Origin of the sequence: Cutibacterium porci (genome assembly GCF_009696315.1) — a bacterium.
GTDB lineage: Bacteria > Actinomycetota > Actinomycetes > Propionibacteriales > Propionibacteriaceae > Cutibacterium > Cutibacterium porci.
In genome coordinates, this window is sequence record NZ_VUMG01000003.1 from 551,820 (window position 1) to 573,359 (window position 21,540).

The 21,540-nt window shown below is 60.4% G+C and carries 22 protein-coding genes and 1 tRNA gene; 20 read left to right on the plus strand and 3 right to left on the minus strand.

The features are described 5' to 3' along the window. Positions 1-4 precede the first annotated feature (4 nt). Positions 5-1,279: an aspartate kinase gene (locus FYJ43_RS09955; protein ID WP_154564308.1), complete on the minus strand. Its 1,275-nt coding sequence runs from the start codon at positions 1,277-1,279 to the stop codon at positions 5-7. Between the two features lie 187 nt (positions 1,280-1,466). Here FYJ43_RS09955 and FYJ43_RS09960 point away from each other — a divergent pair, with 187 nt between their 5' ends. The 9 genes from FYJ43_RS09960 to FYJ43_RS10000 all read left to right on the plus strand — a co-directional run bounded on the left by FYJ43_RS09960 (position 1,467) and on the right by FYJ43_RS10000 (position 11,769). Continuing rightward, on the plus strand, positions 1,467-4,001 hold the full coding sequence (locus FYJ43_RS09960) for a transglycosylase domain-containing protein (protein WP_195839958.1): 2,535 nt from the start codon (positions 1,467-1,469) through the stop codon (positions 3,999-4,001). 1 nt (position 4,002) lies between these two features. Next, the gene (locus FYJ43_RS09965; protein WP_229771696.1) at positions 4,003-4,920 is read left to right on the plus strand and encodes a metallophosphoesterase; all 918 of its coding nucleotides are present in this window, start codon (positions 4,003-4,005) and stop codon (positions 4,918-4,920) included. A 77-nt stretch (positions 4,921-4,997) separates the two neighbouring features. Then, positions 4,998-5,074 (plus strand) — tRNA-Pro (locus FYJ43_RS09970). A gap of 159 nt (positions 5,075-5,233) precedes the next feature. Next, complete coding sequence (locus FYJ43_RS09975; protein WP_154564312.1) at positions 5,234-5,770, plus strand: type 1 glutamine amidotransferase domain-containing protein; 537 nt, start codon at positions 5,234-5,236, stop codon at positions 5,768-5,770. A gap of 296 nt (positions 5,771-6,066) precedes the next feature. Beyond that, on the plus strand, positions 6,067-7,734 hold the full coding sequence (locus FYJ43_RS09980) for a peptide ABC transporter substrate-binding protein (protein WP_154564314.1): 1,668 nt from the start codon (positions 6,067-6,069) through the stop codon (positions 7,732-7,734). A gap of 67 nt (positions 7,735-7,801) precedes the next feature. Continuing rightward, a complete protein-coding gene (locus tag FYJ43_RS09985; RefSeq protein WP_154564316.1) occupies positions 7,802-8,725 on the plus strand; it encodes an ABC transporter permease in 924 nt (307 codons plus the stop codon). Positions 8,726-8,765: 40 nt separating this feature from the next. Further along, positions 8,766-9,683 (plus strand): ABC transporter permease, encoded by a 918-nt coding sequence (locus FYJ43_RS09990; protein ID WP_326833560.1) that lies wholly within the window; start codon positions 8,766-8,768, stop codon positions 9,681-9,683. Between the two features lie 9 nt (positions 9,684-9,692). Next, the gene (locus FYJ43_RS09995) at positions 9,693-10,730 is read left to right on the plus strand and encodes an ABC transporter ATP-binding protein (RefSeq protein WP_154564320.1); all 1,038 of its coding nucleotides are present in this window, start codon (positions 9,693-9,695) and stop codon (positions 10,728-10,730) included. Next, positions 10,720-11,769, plus strand: coding sequence for an ABC transporter ATP-binding protein (locus FYJ43_RS10000; RefSeq protein WP_326833539.1), 1,050 nt, complete (start codon positions 10,720-10,722; stop codon positions 11,767-11,769). The genes FYJ43_RS09995 and FYJ43_RS10000 overlap by 11 nt, the downstream gene beginning before the upstream one ends. Before the next feature lie 58 nt (positions 11,770-11,827). On the opposite strand, the gene FYJ43_RS10005 is transcribed toward FYJ43_RS10000, so the two are convergent. Further along, a complete protein-coding gene (locus FYJ43_RS10005; RefSeq protein WP_154564322.1) occupies positions 11,828-12,148 on the minus strand; it encodes an RNHCP domain-containing protein in 321 nt (106 codons plus the stop codon). Between the two features lie 109 nt (positions 12,149-12,257). On the opposite strand from FYJ43_RS10005, the gene FYJ43_RS10010 reads away from it, so the two are divergent. Continuing rightward, positions 12,258-13,022, plus strand: coding sequence for a YaaA family protein (locus tag FYJ43_RS10010; protein ID WP_326833540.1), 765 nt, complete (start codon positions 12,258-12,260; stop codon positions 13,020-13,022). A 220-nt stretch (positions 13,023-13,242) separates the two neighbouring features. Here FYJ43_RS10010 and FYJ43_RS10015 read toward each other — a convergent pair whose 3' ends face one another. Then, the gene (locus FYJ43_RS10015; protein WP_154564324.1) at positions 13,243-13,488 is read right to left on the minus strand and encodes a type B 50S ribosomal protein L31; all 246 of its coding nucleotides are present in this window, start codon (positions 13,486-13,488) and stop codon (positions 13,243-13,245) included. A 91-nt stretch (positions 13,489-13,579) separates the two neighbouring features. Between FYJ43_RS10015 and rpmB the strand changes: the two genes are divergently transcribed. The 10 genes from rpmB (at position 13,580) to hutI (ending at position 21,494) form a co-directional block, all read left to right on the plus strand. Next, a complete protein-coding gene (gene rpmB / locus FYJ43_RS10020; protein WP_154564326.1) occupies positions 13,580-13,816 on the plus strand; it encodes a 50S ribosomal protein L28 in 237 nt (78 codons plus the stop codon). Then, entirely contained in the window at positions 13,816-13,986 is a 171-nt protein-coding gene (rpmG, locus tag FYJ43_RS10025) for a 50S ribosomal protein L33 (protein WP_002528180.1), read from the plus strand. Before rpmB ends, rpmG begins: the two co-directional genes overlap by 1 nt. Beyond that, positions 13,986-14,291, plus strand: coding sequence for a 30S ribosomal protein S14 (gene rpsN, locus FYJ43_RS10030; protein WP_154564328.1), 306 nt, complete (start codon positions 13,986-13,988; stop codon positions 14,289-14,291). The genes rpmG and rpsN overlap by 1 nt, the downstream gene beginning before the upstream one ends. Positions 14,292-14,295: 4 nt before the next feature. Next, a complete protein-coding gene (gene rpmF / locus FYJ43_RS10035; RefSeq protein WP_154564330.1) occupies positions 14,296-14,466 on the plus strand; it encodes a 50S ribosomal protein L32 in 171 nt (56 codons plus the stop codon). 45 nt (positions 14,467-14,511) lie between these two features. Next, positions 14,512-14,877, plus strand: coding sequence for an FKBP-type peptidyl-prolyl cis-trans isomerase (locus FYJ43_RS10040; RefSeq protein WP_154564332.1), 366 nt, complete (start codon positions 14,512-14,514; stop codon positions 14,875-14,877). Position 14,878: 1 nt separating this feature from the next. Continuing rightward, on the plus strand, positions 14,879-15,451 hold the full coding sequence (locus FYJ43_RS10045) for a nucleoside/nucleotide kinase family protein (protein ID WP_326833541.1): 573 nt from the start codon (positions 14,879-14,881) through the stop codon (positions 15,449-15,451). 322 nt (positions 15,452-15,773) lie between these two features. Beyond that, on the plus strand, positions 15,774-17,780 hold the full coding sequence (locus FYJ43_RS10050; RefSeq protein WP_195839959.1) for a urocanate hydratase: 2,007 nt from the start codon (positions 15,774-15,776) through the stop codon (positions 17,778-17,780). Continuing rightward, entirely contained in the window at positions 17,780-18,976 is a 1,197-nt protein-coding gene (locus FYJ43_RS10055; RefSeq protein ID WP_154564334.1) for an allantoate amidohydrolase, read from the plus strand. The genes FYJ43_RS10050 and FYJ43_RS10055 overlap by 1 nt, the downstream gene beginning before the upstream one ends. Continuing rightward, positions 18,973-20,307, plus strand: a complete 1,335-nt coding sequence (locus tag FYJ43_RS10060; RefSeq protein ID WP_154564336.1) for a formimidoylglutamate deiminase — start codon at positions 18,973-18,975, stop codon at positions 20,305-20,307. Before FYJ43_RS10055 ends, FYJ43_RS10060 begins: the two co-directional genes overlap by 4 nt. Next, positions 20,304-21,494, plus strand: coding sequence for an imidazolonepropionase (hutI, locus tag FYJ43_RS10065; protein ID WP_326833542.1), 1,191 nt, complete (start codon positions 20,304-20,306; stop codon positions 21,492-21,494). The genes FYJ43_RS10060 and hutI overlap by 4 nt, the downstream gene beginning before the upstream one ends. The last annotated feature ends 46 nt before the right edge of the window (positions 21,495-21,540 follow it).

The following is a 21,540-nucleotide window of genomic DNA, read 5'->3' on the forward strand; positions in this document are numbered from 1 at the left end:
TGCCTCAGCGGCCGGTCCCGGCGTAGACGACGGCTTCGCCCTCAGCGTCGAGCCCGAAGGCGGTATGGGCAACACGAACGGCGTCGTCGACCTGGTCGGCGTCTACAACCACCGAGATACGGATCTCGGACGTCGAGATCATCTGCAAATTGATGCCAGAGTCGGCCAGGGCGCGGAAAAATGTCGACGTAACCCCGGGGTGGGACCTCATCCCGACGCCAACCACCGACACCTTGCCAATTTGGTCGTTGTAGAGGATTTGTTCATAGCCCAACTCGTCTTTGACAGCGGTTAGGGCGCGGACTGCCGTCGGTCCGTCACTCATCGGCAATGTGAAGGAGAGGTCGGTGCGGCCATTCATGACCCGAGATGCGTTCTGGACAATCATGTCGATATTGATGTCAGCCCGAGCGATAATCTCGAAGATCTGAGCGGCGCGCCCCACCGCATCGGGAAGGCCAGCGATGGTGATTTTGGCTTCCGAGCGGTCGTGGGCCACACCCGAGATGATGGCCTCTTCCATGTGTGATCCCTTCGTGATGTCGGCAGGGTCCATGACCCAGGTGCCAGGTTTGTCAGAGAACGAGGAACGCACGTGCACGGGCACGTTCTCGCGGCGAGCGTATTCGACGCAACGCAGATGGAGGATCTTCGCACCGCAGGCGGCCATTTCGAGCATCTCCTCGTAAGAGATCTTCGGGATGCGTCGGGCACCTTTAACGATGCGTGGATCAGCGGTGAAAACACCGTCAACGTCAGAGTAGATCTCGCAATAATCAGCCCCCAAGGAGCTGGCCAGGGCAACTGCGGTGGTGTCAGACGCCCCTCGGCCCAGCGTGGTGACGTCCTTTGTTGTCTGGGAGACCCCTTGGAAACCTGCAACGATGACGAGATCCCCGGCCTCCAGGGATTTTTCGATCCGCCCAGGGGTGATGTCAATAATGCGTGCATTACCGTGGGCTGCAGTGGTGATGACTCCAGCCTGGGAGCCGGTGTACGAGCGTGCCGGGATCCCAATATCTGACAGGGCCATCGCGAGTAGGGCAGCAGACTGCCTCTCACCCGTAGTCAGGAGCATGTCAAGTTCTCGTGGAGCGGGCTGTGGGGAAACCTCTAAAGCGAGGTCCATGAGGTCGTCAGTGGTGTCACCCATTGCTGAGATGACGACGACGATGTCATTGCCGGCCTGTTTCGTCGCGGCGATGCGGCGCGCCACACGCTTAATCGATGCGGCATCAGCCACTGAGGACCCACCAAATTTCTGGACGACTCGCGTCATCAACCCTCCTGCCAGGTTCGGACACCAAAGTCTAACCGGCGTCAGTATGGCCTCTCCGCCATGGCGATGACGGGAGCGCGCAGTGTCTTGCGTGACGCCGTGACGCACATATGGCCATCAGGCGCGATTGCCACGATAGTAGGAACAAGGGGTAAACCCGTGGACGACGTGCCCGCGATCCTGGGGTATGTCTGAACCCTCACGTATTCTGAATGCCATGCGCTCAGACAGGCACGGCAAGCTCTACCCCTTAGCCATGTTCGGAATCGTCAGCATCCTGGCCGGACTGATCATGGCCGGATTCATCGTGCCCGTCGCGGCTCTGGTCGGCGGAACTACCAAGACCATCGCTACCAGCATGGATGATCTGCCTGCCGAGCTCATCAGCACCCCGCAGGCTCAAAAGTCTCACATCCTCATGGCCGATGGCTCAGTACTAGCCACTTTCTATGACGAGAACCGGGAATACGTCCCGTTGTCGAAGATCTCCAAGCAGATGCAAACCGCCCAGGTCGCCATCGAGGACAACCGGTTCTACTCCCATGGCGCAATCGACCTGAAAGGCACCGCACGCGCACTGGTAACGAACGTCAGCGGATCAGCACGGCAGGGCGGTTCCACCCTCACCCAGCAATACGTCAAGCAGATTCGCATCGAGGCTGCGGTAGCTGCGGGCAATGAGGAGGGCGTACAGGCCGCCCAGGAGCCAACGATCACCCGAAAGTTGCAGGAGTTGCGCTATGCGGTGGCGATCGAGAAGAGGCTCTCCAAGCAGCAAGTCCTGGAGCGCTACCTCAACATTGCCTACTTCGGTGACGGCGCATACGGCGTCGAGGCCGCAGCGCGACACTACTTCGGGACGACGGCCGCCAAACTTGACCTTGCCCAGTCAGCGATGCTGGCTGGCATCGTACAAAATCCAGTGGCTTACGACCCGGTGAACCACCCCGAGGCCGCCATGAACCGCCGCAATATCGTGCTAGCGCGTATGGCTCAGCTCAACGTCATTACCACTGACCAGGCACGGAAGGCCGAGGCGGTCGTCTTCGACAAGTCGAAGGTTTTCTATCCGAAGAACGGCTGCATTTCATCGAAGTACCCGTTTATCTGTGATTACGCATATCGCAGCTTGTTGCAGATGCCGAGTCTGGGTAAGAACCCAGAGGAACGAGCGAAATTGGTCAAGCGCGGTGGGTTGACGATCCAGACGAATATCGACCCAAAAACTCAGGACGCCGCCCAGAAGGCTGTCTCCGACGTTGTCGGACCCAGGGACCCTGTTCTTGCTGGAACGGCCATTATTCAGCCGGGGACCGGTCTGATTATGGCGATGGCGCAATCTCGCCCCGTCATGGGGCAAAAGTCCGGGCAGACCTATTACAACTACATGGCACCCAGTTCGATGGGCGGGGCCACCGGTTTCCAGGCCGGATCGACCTTTAAAGCCTTTACCATCGCTGCCGCCCTTGCCAAGGGCATACCCATGAGTAAGCACTACACTGCGTCTTCCCCCATGGACTTCACCGGTGAAAAATTCACCAACTGTACGGGCAGCTTTAAGTCGGGGCCATTCCGAGTGCGCAACTCGACCGGACACTCATGGGACATCGGATTGCGCGAAGCGGCTGCATGGTCTGTCAACACCTACTTTGTCCAGCTAGAGCAGGACGTCGGCATGTGTGACGTCACCAAGATGGCTCAGAATACTGGCGTCAAGCTCTCCAGCGATAAGGATATCGTCAAGAGTTTCCAGAACGTGCCGTCGTTCACTCTCGGTACCGCCTACGTGTCCCCGATGTCTATGGCTTCGGCCTACGCAACCTTTGCTTCACGCGGCATCCAGTGCGACCCGATCATCCTCAAGTCGGTCAAGAATCGCAATGGTTCACCGATCAAGGTTCCGACCGGCAACTGCAAGCGAGTCATGCCTCAGTGGGTTGCTGACGGAGTCAATTCGGTGCTCTCGGGCGTCATGGATGCCACAGGTGCGGCGGCAAGGATTCCGGGTGGTTATCCGCAGGCTGGCAAGACCGGTACCACCGACGCCCATGAGGCTGCTTGGTTCAACGGATACACCCCCCAAGCTGCCGGTGTAGCGATGATCGCTGCGGACAGCGGCAACTCCTACTTCCGTGGCGATAGCTCCCGCTCCATCAAGGGCATTGAGACCACTCCAGGTGTCCGTCTCAACGGTTCTGGTGGCAGTGACGCCGGCAAGATCTACCGCGCAGCAATGGTCGCTGTCCTCCAGGACAAGCCCAGGACAGACTTTGCGTCTCCCACTGACGAGGTGCGCTACGGCAAGCTTATGCCGATTCCAAATACTGACGGAATGACGTATTCCCAGGCCAGGGATGCCCTCCGCAAGGCGGGATTCCGCACTAATGTGTGGCGTGTCTGGGACGACACGGAGCCCGGTACCTACCTTGGCACTGATCCCGAGGGGTCGGCCCGCTCTGGAGTCACCGTGGCCCTCAAGGTATCGAAGGGACCGAAGCCAGAGCCTCAACCGACGTTCGCCCCGCCGCAGCAGAATCAACCAGACAACCCTGGAAATGACCAACCCGGCGGCCAGCAGAATCCACCCAATAATCAACCCCAGCCCGGCAACAACAATGGAAATTCCGGGAATGGCAATGCCCGAGGAAATAACGGCGGAAATAATGGGGGTAACAACGGTGGTGGCCAACAAAACCCACCTGGAGCGACGAAGCCTCGCTGACATGAGAACCACCATGAAACCAGCGCTCGTAGCAGCGGCTAGCGTTATCGGGATCGGCGCATCTGGTCTAGCCTACGGAGCTATCGAGGCGCGTCGGTTCGTCGTCCGTCGCGTCGAGGTGCCCATACTCACTCCCGGGAGTGCACCGCTACGCATACTTCATATGTCTGATGTGCATCTGTTAGTGCGCCAGAACGCTAAGCGGAAGTTCATCCGAGAACTCGCCGCCCTTGAACCTGACCTCGTCATTAATTCCGGCGACAACTTTTGTTCAGCCGAGGCACTCCAGCCACTCCTCGACGACATGTCGGGGCTGTTGACACGGCCTGGGGCCTTTGTGTTTGGGTCCAACGACTACCTGGTACCGAAGTTTAAGAATCCGTTGTCGTACCTTGTGCGGGGACGATCTCATCTGACCGACGAGGCGGTGCCGGAGCTTCCCCACGAGGAGCTTCGCCAGGCTTTCACCACTGCAGGATGGCTCGACCTCAACGACAATTCGGGGACGCTTGAGGTGGCCGGTCATCGATTGGCCTTCCGCGGAACTGACGACGCCCACCACAACCGCGACCACTACGAAAAAGTGGCTGGCCCAGCCGACAGTGATGCCGACCTCAATATCGGCGTCACCCATGCCCCCTATCTCAAGATCCTCGACGCCATGGTGAGCGACGACATGGACATCGTGTTCGCGGGTCATACTCACGGCGGGCAGGTGTGTTTGCCCTTCACAGGGGCGATCATCACCAACTGCGATTTGGACACCGACCGTGTTAAGGGGCTTTCGAAGCACACCTGCGATGGGCGCACCGCATGGTTGCATGTTTCAGCCGGGATAGGGTGCTCCCCCTTTGCTCCGTATCGCACCTTCTGCCGCCCAGAAGCGACCCTGCTTACCCTCATGCCCCGGCCCCGATGAAGGTCGGCTTGGCGGTTTCGGCCAAGCTGGGTTAAAGTATTCGTCGGCCTTCCCCATGGGGAGTATGACCGTGGTCGCGGGGTGTGGCGCAGTTTGGTAGCGCGCTTCGTTCGGGACGAAGAGGTCGCAGGTTCAAATCCTGTCACCCCGACCATCTGATGCGCCAGGTGATGGTTTTCATCGCCACATGTCATGCGCTTTTCCGTCTGTTGCGGTGCGGCACCAGGATCGAGCCTGTGGAAACCGAGTCGCGGAATACGTCGGCCTGGGGGCTTGTTGTATTCACCGAACGCAACAAGAAGGAGGAACCACTATGGCACGCGCTCTCATCGCCGTCACCGACTTTGGAGTTGAGGAGGCCGAGCTCGTCGATCCTCTCAACGCTCTCAAGACAGCCGGCATCGACGTGACCGTCGCTTCCAATAGCGGCGAGTCCATTCAGACCGTCACCGGCGACAAAAACTGGGCATCCACGGTGAGCGCCGATTCCAAGCTCGCCGACGCCAATGCTTCCGATTACGACCTGCTCGTCATTCCCGGCGGCACCGTTAATGCAGATACTTTGCGTATTGACGACGATGCACGCCGCCTCGTCAAGGAGTTCGCAGCCGCTGGCAAGCCGATTGGGGCTATCTGTCACGGCCCCTGGGTGCTCATTGACGCCGGCGTCGCCAAGGGCAAGACGTTGACGTCTTACATCTCCATTCGCCCCGACCTTGAAAATGCTGGAGCGACCTGGGTGGATAAGGAGCTCTTCCGCTGCCCTGGCAACGGCTGGGTACTGCTCACCTCGCGCAACCCCGACGATCTACCCGTCTTCACGAAGGCCCTCGTCGACGAAATTTCCTGATTCACGAGGGCTTAATGGGGCTCACGCCTGCGGGCGTGGGCCCCTTTCGCACACCTCGCGACACGACGACTTGTCCGGCTAGCCGTCCTCAAAGCCTGCAATGACGCGGCGTTCTGCCCCAGATATCTTCACATCGTGAGATTGATGTCCACTTAAGCGGAATGACTTTACACATGTTTCAAATTGGTCACGATATGGTCTCAGCCCTTCGAAACAGCTGACGAATACTGCCCCATGGTGGCATGGTGTCCCGAAACCGTCGGTTCGATGCCGACGTGAGGCAAAAAGGAGACACCATGCGTCGAATGAGGCCACTCATTGCGCTGTCCCTCGCAGGCTTGATGGCATTGTCAGCCTGCGGCGAGGACGTCGCAGCCAAGGACGACACGGCTTCCGGGGCGTCGGCCACTGGCGGTAGCAATAACAGTGCCCCGGCCAAGGACGGTGGATCGATCACCGTTCGCGGCTGCACCCCACAGAACCCGCTTATTCCGTCCAACACCAACGAGACATGCGGCGGAAATATCCTCGACGCCGTCACTGCTCGTCTCATCCACTACAACTCCGACACCGCCAAGCCAGAGCTGGACATCGCCGAGTCCATCGAGACGAAGGACAACCAGACCTTCACCGTCAAGATCAAGCCGGGATACAAGTTCTCCGATGGCAGCGAAGTCACGGCTAAGAACTTCGTCGACGGCTGGAACTGGGCCGCCTACGGCCCCAATGCTCAGCAGTCCGCCTATTTCTTCGAGCCGATCGAGGGTTACGCCGACGAGCAGTGTAGTGACGAAACGTGCAAGACCAAGCCCAAGGCCAACACCATGAGCGGTCTCAAGGTCGTCGACGACCACACCTTCACCATCAAGACCACTGAGAAAGTCTCTAACCTCGAGATGCGTCTGGGCTATACCGCCTTTGCCCCGCTGCCGGACGCCTTCCTCAAGGATCCGACTAACAAGAAGTGGGAAAAGATGCCGATCGGCGCCGGGCCATACAAGGTCACAGACAACACCGCCACAGCGATTACTGTCTCCAAGAACGAGAACTACGCCGGGTCATACAAGGGCCACGTCGACAAGGTCACTTTCAAGATCTACAACGACGCTAGCCCGGCCTACAACGACACCGTCGCCAATAACCTCGACATCAACGACCTCATCCCGACCGATCAGCTCACCAATGATCAGTGGAAGAACGACCTCTCTGGCCGCTGGGGCATCCGTCAGGCGGGTATCAACCAGACGCTGACCTACTCCAGCAAGGACAAGCAGCTTGCCGGTAACAAGGACCTCATTCAGGCCCTCGGCATGGACATCGACCGAGCGACGATTACGAAGCAAATCTTCGCCGGCTCCCGGACCCCTGCTGACGGCTGGGTCTCCCCCGTCGTCGACGGGTACAAGAAGGGCCAGTGCGGCGAGATGTGCACGTACGACAAGGACAAGGCCGTCGAGCTGTACAAGAAGTCGGGCGGCTACAACGGCACCCTGACAATTGCGGTTAACGGTGATGGTGACCACAAGGCATGGTCGCAGGCCATTTGCAACGGCTGGAAGAACGACCTTGGCCTCAAGTGCCAGCTCAAGGTCACTCCGGATTTCAAAACGCTGCGCGACATGGTCAACAAGCGTCAGCTCCAAGGCTTCTTCCGCACCGGATGGCAGATGGACTACCCGTCCATTGAGAACTTCCTGACCCCGCTGTACGCCACCGGCGCCTCGAGCAACGACAACGACTACTCGAATAAAGCTTTTGACGCCAAGCTGAAGGACGCCGCAGCGGCCACCGATGCCGCACAGGCGAACGAGCTGTACCAAGAGGCTGAAAAAATGCTGGCGGACAATCCACCCAACATCCCGCTGTGGACGACGTCGAGCCCCTTCGCGTGGTCAGACAAGGTCGCCAATGTCAAGCTCACTCCATTCGGCACGATTGACCTCCAGTCGGTCAGCGTGAAGTAATTCACCCTGAGAACGCACCCGTCGGTCCACCGAGCCTCGGTGGACCGACGGTGTCGTGAGGAACACCATGTTCAGATACATCGTCAGACGCATCCTTCAGATGATCCCGGTGCTCATCGGGACGACGTTCATCATCTTCTGTTTGGTCTTCGCCCTCCCCGGCGACCCGACGGCTGGACGTTGCGGTGAACGTCCTTGCCCACCGGCCTACGTGGCGGCATTCCGGGCCGAGTACAACCTAGACAAGCCGTTACTCGTCCAGTACGGCCTGTATTTGGAAAAACTGTTGCACGGCAATCTCGGTGTCGACTATTACGGCAACACCGTCGTCTCAGAGCTCGCCGCCCGATACCCAGTGACAATCAAGCTAGCCATCATTGCCCTGCTCGTTGAGATCGTCGTCGGCATCCTCGCCGGTGTGTGGGCCGGCGTACGGCGCGGCAAGTTCATTGACTATTTCGTCCTGGTGTCCTCCCTCATCGTCATCTCAATCCCCATTTTCGTCATCGGCTCGCTGGCGCAGCTCATCTTTGGCTTGCGGCTGGGATGGTTCCCGGTGACAGCCGGTGACGGCTCGTGGGGAACACTCATTCTGCCAGGACTCGTACTGGGAGCGTTGTCAGTGGCCTACGTTGCGCGTCTGACAAGGTCGAACCTGCTAGAGAACCAACGGGCCGACTATGTACGTACGGCCAAGGCTAAGGGCATGTCACCGTCGCGGATCGTCACTGTGCACACCCTGCGCAATTCTCTTATCCCCGTCATCACCTTCATCGGGTATGACTTCGGTGCCCTGATGGGTGGTGCCATCGTCACCGAGCGCATCTTCAATATCAACGGGATCGGCAATTACGTCTACCGGTCGATCAACCAGCGCGACGGCGTCTCGGTAGTCGGGGCGGTGACCTGTCTGGTGTTGGTGTATCTGCTCGCAAACCTCCTCGTCGACCTGCTGTACGGGGTGCTCGACCCGAGGATCAGCCATGACTGAGCCACGTACGAACCTTCTCGGCGCTAGTGGCCCGGAAGCCATCGCCACTCCCGCGCCCGGCGACAACGATGTCCTAGGTAATTCCAAACCGCGCTCAGTCTGGAATGACGCCTGGAACTCCCTCAAACACAATCCGCTGTTCTGGATATCGGTGACGCTTATCGTCATCTTCCTCGTCATGGCCGCCATCCCAGCGGTCTTCACCTCAAAAGATCCCACCGACTGCAACCTGTCCGCAGCCCGACACATACCCTCACCGGTGCATTGGTTTGGTACCGACATCCAGGGGTGTGACGTATATTCCAGGACGGTGTACGGGGCTAGATCGTCGATCCTCGTCGGTGTGCTCGCCACCTTGGGAACAACCATTCTTGGCGCTTTTATTGGTCTCATAGCGGGGTTCCGCGGGGGCTGGCTCGACACTCTATTGAGCCGGACCGGAGACGTTTTCTACGCCATCCCGCTGCTGCTCGGCGGCATCATCATTTTGTACACCTTCCCCAACGAGCCAGGCACCCCCTACCTCGTCATGGTGCTCAAGGTGGTGGGAGCGATCGTCATCCTCGGCTGGCCATCCATCGCACGGCTGATGAGGTCGTCAGTATTGCAGGTGTTACCGCACGACTATGTTCAGGCGGCTCGGGCTCTGGGGGCGTCGTCGTGGCGAATCATCCGCTCGCACATTCTGCCCAATGCCGTGGCCCCGGTCATCGTGGTGGCCACCATCAATCTGGGCGCCTACATTGCCATCGAGGCGACGCTGAGCTACCTAGGCATCGGCTTGCAGGAACCAGCCATCTCGTGGGGCGTGTCAATTTCTGACGCCTCCGGATTGGGATACGTCCGATCAGCGCCATTTATGCTGCTATTTCCGTCACTTTTTCTGTCGCTGGCGGTGCTGGCGTTCATCTTCCTTGGCGAGGCGGCACAAGACGCCTTCGACCCCAAACAGCACTGAGGTTTCGACATGGCACGAAAAACACTTACTAGCGCCCGGCTTCACCTAGAACCGGTTGACGGGCTGCTCCTCAAGGTCGACGACCTGCACGTCGAGTTTCGCACCCGTGACGGGGTGGCCAAGGCCATTAACGGGACGAGTTTCACCTTGTCGGAACGCGAGACCCTTGCCATCCTCGGCGAGTCGGGATCGGGCAAGTCGGTGACCGCGCAGGCAATTATGGGCATCCTCGACTCTCCACCAGCCCAGATCACTGGCGGGCGCATTGAATACTGCGGGGTAGATCTGCTCACGATGCCGGAGAAAAAGCGTCGCCAGATCCGGGGCGAACACATCTCAATGATCTTCCAGGACGCGTTATCGTCGCTTAATCCGGTATTCCCGGTCGGATGGCAGATCGCGGAAATGTTCCGGATTCACCGCGGTATGAACCGCTCCGATGCGATGTCTGAGGCAATTCGCCTCATGGAGAGGGTCCATATCCCGGCTGCCAAGGAGCGCGCTAATAATTACCCTCACCAGTTCTCTGGCGGTATGCGTCAGCGCATCATGATTGCGATGGCGATCGCGCTCAATCCCTGGGTGCTCATCGCCGACGAGCCGACGACTGCCCTCGACGTCACCGTTCAAGCTCAAATCATGACCCTACTCAAGGAGCTCCAGGAAGAGTCCGGCATGGGGCTGATCCTTATTACCCACGACCTTGGGGTGGTGGCCGACGTAGCCGACGACATCGCGGTCATGTACTGTGGCCGGTTCGTCGAGCACGCCGATGTCCACCGCCTCTATGACAACCCCGCCCATCCGTATACCGTGGGCTTGCTGGATTCCATTCCGCGCCTGGACCAAAAAGGCACCGAGCTCTACGCCATCGGCGGACTGCCACCATCCCTAACAAATCTGCCCTCGGGATGCTCCTTCCACCCGCGGTGTCGTTGGGCCACACCGGAGTGCCGCGTCGGCGGTGCCCCCGCATTCATTGAGGTCGAGCCCGGACGCTGGGCCGCCTGCCACCACACCGAGGAGGTCCTCCATCGTGACCGCTAACACCACAGCTGAACCGATCCTGTCGGTGCGCGACCTCACTAAGCATTACCCCCTCAAGTCTGGGCTGGTGCGTCACACCGTCGGCCACGTCAAAGCCGTCGACGGGGTCAGCTTCGACCTCTACCCGGGTGAGACGCTCGGTGTCGTCGGAGAGTCCGGATGCGGTAAGTCCACACTGGGGCGTCTGCTGGTAAACCTCGAGCTGCCGACGTCAGGAAGGATCACCTTTGAGGGACGCGACGTCACCGACCTCAAGGGATCGGCGATGCGCAAACTGCGTCGTGACATCCAGATCGTGTTCCAGGATCCCTACACCTCGTTGGATCCGCGCATGACCGTCGGCGACATCGTCGGTGAGCCGTTCCGGATCCACCCTGACGCCGTACCGCGTGGCAAGCGAACCGAACGGGTCAAGGAACTGCTCGACCTCGTCGGGCTCAACCCAGAACACATCAACCGCTACCCGCACGAGTTCTCCGGTGGTCAGCGTCAGCGCATCGGAATTGCCCGAGGCATTGCCCTGAACCCTAAGGTGCTGGTGTGCGACGAGCCGGTGTCAGCACTGGACGTTTCGGTGCAGGCCCAGGTCGTCAACCTGCTTCAGAAATTGCAGCGGGAGCTAGGGATGGCCTACATCTTCATCGCCCACGACCTGTCGGTAGTGCGCCACATTTCCGATCGGGTAGCCGTGATGTACCTCGGCAGGATCATGGAGATCGGTGACGAAGAGCAGATTTACGAACGCTCCACTCACCCGTATACCCAGGCTTTGCTGTCGGCGGTGCCGGTGCCCGATCCTTCGGCACGGGGAACACGTCACCAAATCCTGCTGCACGGTGATGTGCCCTCCCCGGCAAACCCGCCTTCTGGATGCCGGTTCCACACCAGGTGTTGGCGGGCGCAGCCACTGTGTTCGGACAAGGAAACCACTCTGACGATGCACTCCGACGGGCATAGCGAACATGCCTGCCGGTGTCACTTCGCGGAAGTCTTCGAGAAGGCATCAGACGATATTAGTCCCAGTGACCTCACCGACTGACGGGGGCAGTTCCGTCAGTCGATGAGCGTGATCCGGCCGGTGAGCAGCCGCACACCGTTTAACGGCTGAAGAACATGGCCGTCGCATTCTTAGCAATGTCCAGCATCGCGTCAAAGCTGTCATTGTCAGCGGCGCGCACTTTCCGTTGTGCGCCGCATGTGCGGCATGTGTAATACACCTTGGTGGGTTGACCGAATTCCACTTGGACTGGCTCCAGCGGGCCTCGACACGGATTTGCACGGTCTCCCGGAGAATTGTCGACGTGTAGCGACCACAGACAGTGGGGGCAATGGTCGGTGTATCCGTTACCGCGGACCTGCCATCCGCAGTGATCGCACACAAAATCCTCGTGGCACCGTTGGAATTTCGGTGTCTCCATGCGACAGGAACCCCTTTCCGCACAGCCATTATCTCTGACCGCCACTCATAGTAAAGCCGGGGGCTCAGGTATCGGTATTCGTGCCGGACCTGCCCGATAAGCTGCCCGTGTGCTGACCCTGATTTCCCCCGCAAAATCGCTGGACCTTGAAAGCCCCGCGTCCATACGCGGCACCACTGAACCCCGCTTGCTTGATCAAACCGTCGAGCTGGCCAATATCATGTCTGGCAAGTCGGTTGCACAATTGCGCACCCTCATGAACGTCTCCGAAGAGATCGCTACCCTCAACGTCGAGCGGTATCGCCGCTTCCAACCCGGCACCCCTGACGACGCCCGGCCAGCCGCAGTGACCTTCGACGGAGCCGTCTACCGGGGCATGGATCCGCAATCCTTCTCCACCCGAGACTGGACCGAGGCTCAAAAAACTTTGCGAATTTTGTCCGGCTTGTACGGCGTCTTGCGGCCCCTCGACCGCATCCAGCCCTACCGCTTGGAAATGGGTACGCCCTTGCACACCGACCGTGGCACCACCGTCGCCAGTTGGTGGCAAAACCGTATCATCGACCTTGTCGCAGCCGACCTCGAAGAGTCTCCAGGGCCGAAAGCCATTGTCAATCTTGCCTCGGCGGAATATTTCCAGGCTGTCGAAGGCATCGACGTCAAGGTCATCTCACCGCGATTCGAATCGCGGGATCGTCAAGGCCGCTGGAAGGTTATCTCTTTCACTGCCAAGACGGCTCGGGGCCGGATGGCCGGATGGATGATCCGCAATAGGGTGCGCACCATCAAAGCACTCACCGAGTTTGACGACGGCTGGTCGTATTGCGCGGACGCTTCCTCTGACCAGATCCCCGTCTTCCGCGAGGAGGCCTAGCACCACAAGGCCCCTCCACGGAGCGACGCGCCAAGAAACGCAATGCGCGGCACCCGCCAATGCGGATGCCGCGCCCAGGGACCGGACAATGCCAGGGATCAGTCGGCATGCCGACCGGCGACGGCACACTCCTCGTTGCCGGTCGGGTCCAGGTTCCCTGCCTCATCACCACGTCAATGAATCACCTCCAGCCTGTTGAGCGGCTCTGATACGCCATCACCTACTTCTTGCCGTAGCGCCGGTTGAACTTCTCGACTCGCCCGGCGACGTCAACGATCTTGGACCTGCCGGTGTAAAAGGGATGACTGGCCGAAGAAATATCGACGTCGACGACTGGATAGGTGTTGCCGTCCTCCCACTCGATTTCTGTCGAGCTCGTGACTGTTGACCTCGTCAGAAAGATCATGCCCGCCGAGATATCCCTGAAAACCACCGGATGGTAGTCGGGGTGGATGCCTTGCTTCATTGGTCTCCTTCCGGCGTATGACGAGTTCTCATCTCGCCACTGACAGTATATGATAATGATTCTCATAAGCAACCAATGGCAGGAGATACCCATGTCACGACGCTGTCAGGTCCGCGGCACCAAGCCAGGATTCGGCAACAACGTCTCACACTCCCAACGCCACACCCGGCGCCGCTGGAACCCGAACATCCATAAAAAGCGCTATTGGGTGCCGTCGTTGGGCAGAAAAGTCACCCTGACTCTGACCCCTAAGGCCATAAAAGAGATCGACCGCCGCGGTGTTGACAAAGTCGTCGCCGAAATGCTCACTCGAGGAGAGAAAATCTGATGGCCAAAAAGTCCACACAGCTGCGCCCCATCATCAAGCTGCGATCGACAGCTGGAACCGGCTACACCTACGTCACCCGAAAGAACCGACGCAACACGCCGGACCGTCTCGTCCTCAAGAAGTTCGATCCCATCGTGCGCCGTCACGTCGAATTCAAGGAGACCCGCTAATGGCCAAGAAATCCAAGATTGCTGCCCAGAAAAAACGCGAGAAACTGGTAGCCCAATACGCCGAACGGCGCGCCAAGCTCAAAGCCATCGTGACATCCCCCGACGTCTCATTGGACGAACGCATGGCAGCATCGCGTAAACTGTCTACTCTGCCGCGCGACTCATCCCCCGTGCGGCTGCGTAACCGTGACCAAGTCGACGGACGCCCTCGTGGCTATGTTGGCAAGGCCGGTGTGTCCCGTATCCGTTTCCGTGAGATGGCCCACCGCGGCGAGCTCCCCGGAATCACGAAGTCAAGCTGGTGAGACCATGGCAGTACCGAAGCGAAAGAAGTCCCGTTCGACCACGCGTCATCGGCGGGCCCAGTGGAAGACCACGCCAACACAGTTGGTTGAGATCCGCGTTGAGGGCAAAATCCTGCGGGTCCCGCGACATCTGGTCAAGGCCTACCACTCTGGGCTAATTAACGTCGAAGGCTGACAGACGTCGTCAAGCTCGTTGCGGTGATCCCGTAGGGTTATCGTCATGAGCAAGCCCGAAGTGACCCTGCCCGATTCCGCCCCCGAGGACCTCGTCATCGAGGACATCACCGTCGGTGACGGCCCTGAAGCCACCGCCGGCAACCTCGTCGAGGTGCATTACGTCGGAGTGGCCCTGAGCAATGGCCGTGAATTCGATTCGTCGTGGAATCGCGGTGAGCCGCTAACCTTCCAGCTCGGAGCTGGCCAGGTGATCCCCGGATGGGATGACGGCGTCCAGGGCATGAAGGTCGGCGGGCGACGCAAACTCGTCATCCCCCACCATCTCGCCTACGGTCCGCAAGGAATCCCCGGCGTGATCGCGGGCGGTGAAACGCTAGTTTTCGTCTGCGACCTCGTCAACGTTATCTGACGTGACCCCAGATCAAGCAGTCGAACGCGCCCGGGCCCTAGCGAGGTCCGGGCGTCGCCGTGTGCTCGGCCTGTGCGGTGAACCAGGTGCTGGCAAAACAACCCTGTCCCACCTCATCGATGAGCAGCTGGGCGATAAGTGCGCCGTCGTCCCAATGGATGGTTTCCACCTTGCCCAGGGACAAATCGAACGCCTCGGGCGCGCTGACCGCAAAGGAGCGCCCGATACCTTCGACAGTTGGGGATTTTTGTCACTGGTGCAACGACTGGCAGCCGCCCGGGAGCCGGTCATATACGCCCCGATGTACCAGCACGGGTTCGGTGAGCCCATCGCCGGGGCGATTCCGGTGCCGAAAAATGTGCCTCTCGTCATCGTCGAAGGCAATTATCTGCTCCTCGACGACGAGCCATGGTCCTTGCTGGCACCGCTATTGGCACAGGCTTGGTACGTCAACGTTGCCCCTCAGTTACGGATGAAGCGACTCATCCGCCGCCACATCGACGCTGGAAAATCCCCGGACTATGCCACCACATGGGCTCATGGCCCCGACGAGCGCAATGCCGCACTCATCTGAGCCACGAGGGTGCGCGCCGACGACGTCGTCGTCATGGACTAACGCCCAGCCCGATACCGGCCCGATCACCGCGCGGCGGTTGCGATCATGCCGCGAGCTCTCCAGGCACGGCCCCCATAGCGGTAAATCATGGGTTGGTCTGGGGTTATATCAGCAGGCGAAGCTGACCGACCGCCCATAGTGATACCGTCAGGGGTGTCTCCTTGACGAGGGGACCCACGGCGATCACACCGACGCGATTCGCCCATGGCCATTGTGTGACCTCGCCGGGATCGTCGTGCCACAACGGCGCCACACCGAACGCATCTGGGGGAACTGAACGATGTACGACAACAGCAGCACTACCGCAGCTATGACGATCAAGCTCGACACCGAGTTCCCTCCTGACCCGGTTTTCGAGCCCGGTATCCGACGAGCTCCGTCACGCGGATTCCACCTCACCCCCGATCAGACCAAGATCGCACTGCGTAATGCTCTGCGCTACCTGCCCCCCGAACTCCACGAGAAAGCCGCCCCAGAGTTCCTCGAAGAATTGCGCACCTATGGCCGCATCTACGCCTACCGGTGGCGTCCCGCCGGGCATATTAAGGGACGCCCGATCGACGAGTACGAGGGCCGTTGCACCGAGGGCAAGGCGTTCCAGGTGCAGATCGACAACAACCTCGACTTCGACGTCGCCCTGTACCCCTATGAGCTCGTCACTTATGGCGAAACCGGTAGTGTCTGCCAAAACTGGCTGCAATACCGACTCATCAAGAAGTACCTTTCTCAGCTCACCGAGGACACCACCTTGGTCGTCATGAGCGGTCACCCACTCGGGCTGTTCCCGTCACGCCCGGAATCCCCGCGCGTCATCATCACGAACTCCCTCATGGTTGGCCATTTCGACAACCAGAAAGATTGGGAGATCTGTGAAGAGATGGGGGTCGCTAACTACGGCCAGATGACCGCCGGAGGCTGGATGTACATTGGCCCGCAAGGCATCGTCCACGGCACCTTCAATACCATTCTCAACGCAGGGCGAATCCGGTTGGGCATTCCCGCTGACGGGGACCTCTCCGGGGTGCTTTTCGTCTCATCGGGTCTGGGAGGCATGTCCGGGGCTCAGCCCAAGGCCGCCGAGATCGCTCACGCCGTCGGGATCATTGCCGAGGTCGATATGTCGCGCATCCAGACCCGACTTGACCAAGGCTGGGTGGGCCACGTCTCCGATGACCTCGACGAGGTCTTCACGCTGGCGAAAAAGCACATCGAGGATCGCACCCCGATTTCCATCGCTTACCACGGCAGCATCGTCGATTTGCTGCAGTACGCCGTCGATAACAACATCGACATTCCGTTGCTGTCAGACCAAACCTCCTGCCACGCAGCCTACGACGGCGGCTACTGCCCGCAGGGTCTGACTTTCGAGCAGCGCACTGAGTTGTTGGCCCGCGACCGTAACGAGTATGCCCGCCGCGTCAACGAGACCTTGCGCAAGCATTATGAGCTCATCCGGACCCTCACCGACCGTGGCACCTATTTCTTTGATTACGGCAACGCTTTCATGGCCACCGTTTTTGAATCTGGGGTGACCGAGATCGCCAAGGGCGGAGACGCCCGAAACGGGTTCATTTGGCCGTCCTACGTTGAGGACATCATGGGGCCGGAGCTCTTCGACTACGGCTACGGACCATTCCGTTGGGTGTGCCTATCCGGTAAGCATGACGACCTCATTGCCACCGACCATGCCGCGATGGATTGCATCGACCCGAATCGCCGAGGCCAGGATCGGGACAACTACATCTGGATCCGTGACGCCGAGGCCAACAACCTTGTGGTAGGAACCCAGGCGCGCATCCTCTACCAAGACGCGAAGGGCCGCATGGACATCGCGTTACGCTTCAACGAGATGGTCCGAAACGGTGAGATTGGGCCGGTCATGCTCGGACGCGACCACCACGACGTCTCAGGCACCGATTCCCCGTTCCGCGAGACCGCCAACATCAAAGACGGCTCCAATGTCATGGCCGATATGGCTACCCAGTGCTTCGCCGGCAATGCGGCGCGCGGCATGAGCCTGGTGACCCTGCACAACGGCGGAGGGACGGGCATCGGTAACGCTATCAATGGCGGGTTTGGCCTCGTCCTTGACGGTTCCGAACGGGTCGACGCCGTCATTCGCAGCTCCCTGCTGTGGGATGTCATGTGCGGGGTGGCCCGACGCGGCTGGGCACGCAACGATCACTCCATCGAGACAGCCACCGAGTTCAACCGGGAACACGACGACGCTCAGATTACCCTGCCGTACCTGGTCGATGATGCCCTCATCGACGGATTGGTGAAGTGATGACCTCCTGGACCGCAGCCTCTCTACTGGCTGAGATCGCCGAGATCGGACGCAACGGGGACGGCTCTTACTCACGATTTTGCCTGCGCCCCGAAGAGGTGACGCTGCGGGAATGGTTCGTAGCCAAGGCCACCCAGATAGGGCTGACAATCGTCACAGACATGAACGCCAACATCTGGGCGTGGTGGGGGACGCCCGGCCCAGACGCCGTCCTGACAGGCTCACATCTAGATTCCGTGCCCGGCGGCGGAGCCTACGACGGGCCTCTCGGTGTCGTCTCGTCATTGGTGGCGGTGGCGACAATGCGGGACGCCGGAATCACGCCGTCGAAACCCTTGGCCATCGTCGCAATGGCCGACGAAGAGGGCGCCCGGTTCGGGATGCCTTGTTTGGGGTCGCGATTGGCAGCGGGCAAGCTCAGCAAAGCCGAGGCCCACAAACTCGTCGCTCGCGATGGCCAGTCCTTGCCGGACGCGTGGCGAGCAGCCGGTTTGGACCCCGATCTCATCGGGCCCAATGACGTTCTGCTGACAGCGTCGTGCTTTATTGAGTTGCACGTCGAGCAGGGGCGCGGACTGGCGGACCTGGGGCATCCGGTCGCTATTGCCACGGCGGTGCGGCCACATGGCCGGTGGCGTGCCGAATTCACCGGCCAAGGTAACCACGCCGGGACGACCCTCATCTGTGATCGTCACGATCCCGTCCTCCCGGTGGCGCAGACCGTGCTGGCTGCTCGTGAGGCAGCGGAGCGGGAGGGGTGCGTCACAACGGTCGGCAGGATCAATGTCGAACCGGGCGGCACCAACGTCATTGCCTCAGCCGCGACGATGTGGCTGGACTGCCGAGCCGAGGCGTCACAGACCGTCACCAAGGTCGTCAAAGACATCCAGCAAGCCTCAAAAACCGCCGCTGACAAGCATGGATGCCAAGTGGTCTGGACTCGCGAGTCGTGGACTGATCGCACCTCCTTCGAGTTACGCGCACGGATGCTAAAGATCCTCGGCGAGAACACCCCGCAGCTATCGACCGGGGCCGGACATGACGCCGCAACGCTGGCGACAACGATGCCTACCGGGATGCTCTTTGTGCGCAATCCCACCGGCGCGTCTCACTGTCCTGCGGAATCCGCCAGCGACGCCGACTGCGAAGCCGGGGTCGAGGCGCTACAAACCGTGCTCGAGGAGCTCGTCAAATGAGCGAATGGTTCTTCCCGAAAGCCCTCGTTAGCGGGCAGATTACCGACAATGTGCGCATCGAGACCCACGACGGCGTCGTCACCGCAGTGGCGGTAGGCGCCGAACCTCATCACCACACGTTCAACGGGGTCGGCGTCCCTGGTTTCGCCAATACCCACTCCCACGTTTTTCACCGTGGACTGCGCGGGGCCGGGGCCGGCGAGGATTTTTGGTCCTGGCGCACTGACATGTACCGGCTCGCCACCTGCCTCGACCCGGACTCCTACTACCGGCTGGCGCGAGCTGCCTTCGCAGAAATGGTGGCGGCCGGCTACACCAGTGTGGGCGAATTCCACTACGTTCATCACCAGCCTGACGGGACGCCCTACCCCGATCATGCAATGGAATTAGCCCTTGTCAGCGCGGCTATTGAGGCCGGGATTCGTATCACTATCCTCGACACCTGCTACCTTCACGCCGGGCCGGGAGCGCCTCTTGGCGCAGATCAAATACGGTTCGGGGACGGCAGCGTTGAACGGTGGCTGGAGCGTTGGCACGCACTGCGCGATGCCCTGCCGGATTCCCCGTTGGCGACGATGGGCGCGGCCCTCCATTCGGTGAGAGCCGTCAGCCCCGACGAGATGGCCACCGCTGTGACGGGGCTGCCGCCGCGCGTGCCTATCCATATTCACGTCTCCGAGCAGCCCCGTGAAAACGCCGAATGTTTGGCCGCACATGGTCTGACGCCAACCGCAGTGCTCGATCACGCTGGGGTGCTCTCTGACCGCACCACCATCGTCCATGCCACTCACCTGGACGACGCCGACATCGCCATGATTGCGGCTTCGGATACCGTCGTGTCCCTATGCCCAACCACTGAAGCCGATCTCGGTGACGGCATCGCACGAATCAAAGATCTGCACGACGCCGGAGTGCGTATGACAATTGGCACTGACGAAGACGTCGTTACCGACCCGTTTGCTGAGTTACGGATGTTGGAATCCACTGCTCGTTTGGCCACCGGAACGCGAGGTGTCGTCAGCTGTGACGCGCTGTGGACCATCGGCACCCGAAATGGAGTCGAAAGCCTGCGTCCGGCGCCCGAGCCACGTTCGCGCCGAGCTGCCACACCTGGATCCGTCGGGTTGAGCGTCGGGGACCCGGCAGATATTGCCGTCGTCGATCCGTCATCAGTACGGTTGGCTGGGGTAGATCCAATGCGCTGGCCCCTGGTAGCAACGGCCGACGACATCGCGGCCACCATCGTCGCCGGACAGTGGAATCACCATGACGCCGCGACAGCCGAGGACTTGCGCCACGTTCTGAAAGAACTGAGAGGTCGTCACTCGTGAGCACCGTCATCAATAACATTGGTCTGCTCGTTACCAACGATCCATCTGTCGGCACTGGCTCCCTCGGGCAGATCCACAACGCAGCCGTCGTGATCTCGGGGGACCGGATTGTGTGGGTCGGATCATCGGCGGATGCGCCGGCCGCCGATCACCAGTCCGATATGGCCGGGGCCTGCGTCATTCCAGGCTTCGTCGACTCCCACAGCCACCCGATCTTTGCCGGTGACCGCAGCGATGAGTTCGACGCGCGAATGAACGGGCAGAAGTACCAGGCTGGCGGGATATTACGTACTGTTCAGCGCACTCGGGAAGCCTCGATAGGGTTCCTCGACGCCGTCATGACTGGGATCCTTCACGAAATGGCACGCAGCGGGACGACGACTGTGGAGGCCAAAACGGGGTATGGGCTCGACGTCGAGACCGAGGTCAAGCTGGCGCGAGTGGCCAGTTCTCACACCGACGAGGTCACCTTCCTGGGCGCACACGTCGTCGCGCCTGAGTGCCAGCCTGACGAGTACGTCCACCTAGTGTGCGGTGACATGCTGCAAGCTGTGCGCCCATATGTGCGCTGGATCGACGCGTTCTGCGAGACCGGTGCCTTCGATGCCGACCAAACTCTCGAAATCCTGCGTGCTGGCAAGGACGCCGGGTTGGGTCTTCGCCTCCATGCAGCACAGCTTGGCCCCTCGCAGGTCATCCCGCGCGCTTGCGAGTTGGGTCTGGCTGCGGTCGATCACTGCACTTTCTTATCCGATGAAGACATTGACGCTCTCAAAGCCACTGGGACGGTGGCGACCCTGCTTCCAGCCGCCGAGTTCAGCACCAAACAGCCCTACCCCGACGCCCGTCGCCTGCTCGATGCTGGCGTGACGGTGGCGTTGGCTACCGACTGCAATCCGGGTACCGCATTCACCTCGTCAATGCCCTTCTGCCTTGCCATCGCGGTACGCGAGATGGATATGACGCCCGAGCAGGCCCTGTGGTCGGCAACTGCAGGCGGCGCAGCAGCCCTTCGACGCGACGATGTGGGGGTGGTGACGCCAGGAGCCCGAGCTGATCTCGTGAGCTTGGCCGCCCCGTCATGGCTGCACCTGATGTACCGCCCCGGTGTGCCCCTCGTGCATCGGGTGTGGCAAGGAGGCCGGCTCCTTAAGCTGGACCAACCACGATTGAGACTCGACAACTAACGCCCACCCCAGCGTGCTCCGGCAGATTGGAGACGTTGGCGGTTGC

What these genes read in the sequence shown, in the direction of transcription:
- FYJ43_RS09965 (WP_229771696.1), top strand. Translation starts at nt 4,003, where the DNA reads ATGAGAACCACCATGAAACCAGCGCTCGTAGCAGCGGCTAGCGTTATC.
- FYJ43_RS09960 (WP_195839958.1), top strand. Translation starts at nt 1,467, where the DNA reads ATGTCTGAACCCTCACGTATTCTGAATGCCATGCGCTCAGACAGGCAC.
- rpmB (WP_154564326.1), top strand. Translation starts at nt 13,580, where the DNA reads ATGTCACGACGCTGTCAGGTCCGCGGCACCAAGCCAGGATTCGGCAAC.
- rpsN (WP_154564328.1), top strand. Translation starts at nt 13,986, where the DNA reads ATGGCCAAGAAATCCAAGATTGCTGCCCAGAAAAAACGCGAGAAACTG.
- FYJ43_RS09995 (WP_154564320.1), top strand. Translation starts at nt 9,693, where the DNA reads ATGGCACGAAAAACACTTACTAGCGCCCGGCTTCACCTAGAACCGGTT.
- FYJ43_RS09955 (WP_154564308.1), bottom strand. Translation starts at nt 1,279, where the DNA reads ATGACGCGAGTCGTCCAGAAATTTGGTGGGTCCTCAGTGGCTGATGCC.
- FYJ43_RS10005 (WP_154564322.1), bottom strand. Translation starts at nt 12,148, where the DNA reads ATGGAGACACCGAAATTCCAACGGTGCCACGAGGATTTTGTGTGCGAT.
- FYJ43_RS09975 (WP_154564312.1), top strand. Translation starts at nt 5,234, where the DNA reads ATGGCACGCGCTCTCATCGCCGTCACCGACTTTGGAGTTGAGGAGGCC.
- rpmG (WP_002528180.1), top strand. Translation starts at nt 13,816, where the DNA reads ATGGCCAAAAAGTCCACACAGCTGCGCCCCATCATCAAGCTGCGATCG.
- FYJ43_RS10060 (WP_154564336.1), top strand. Translation starts at nt 18,973, where the DNA reads ATGAGCGAATGGTTCTTCCCGAAAGCCCTCGTTAGCGGGCAGATTACC.
- FYJ43_RS09985 (WP_154564316.1), top strand. Translation starts at nt 7,802, where the DNA reads ATGTTCAGATACATCGTCAGACGCATCCTTCAGATGATCCCGGTGCTC.
- FYJ43_RS09980 (WP_154564314.1), top strand. Translation starts at nt 6,067, where the DNA reads ATGCGTCGAATGAGGCCACTCATTGCGCTGTCCCTCGCAGGCTTGATG.
- FYJ43_RS10055 (WP_154564334.1), top strand. Translation starts at nt 17,780, where the DNA reads ATGACCTCCTGGACCGCAGCCTCTCTACTGGCTGAGATCGCCGAGATC.
- FYJ43_RS10015 (WP_154564324.1), bottom strand. Translation starts at nt 13,488, where the DNA reads ATGAAGCAAGGCATCCACCCCGACTACCATCCGGTGGTTTTCAGGGAT.
- rpmF (WP_154564330.1), top strand. Translation starts at nt 14,296, where the DNA reads ATGGCAGTACCGAAGCGAAAGAAGTCCCGTTCGACCACGCGTCATCGG.
- FYJ43_RS10040 (WP_154564332.1), top strand. Translation starts at nt 14,512, where the DNA reads ATGAGCAAGCCCGAAGTGACCCTGCCCGATTCCGCCCCCGAGGACCTC.
- FYJ43_RS10050 (WP_195839959.1), top strand. Translation starts at nt 15,774, where the DNA reads ATGTACGACAACAGCAGCACTACCGCAGCTATGACGATCAAGCTCGAC.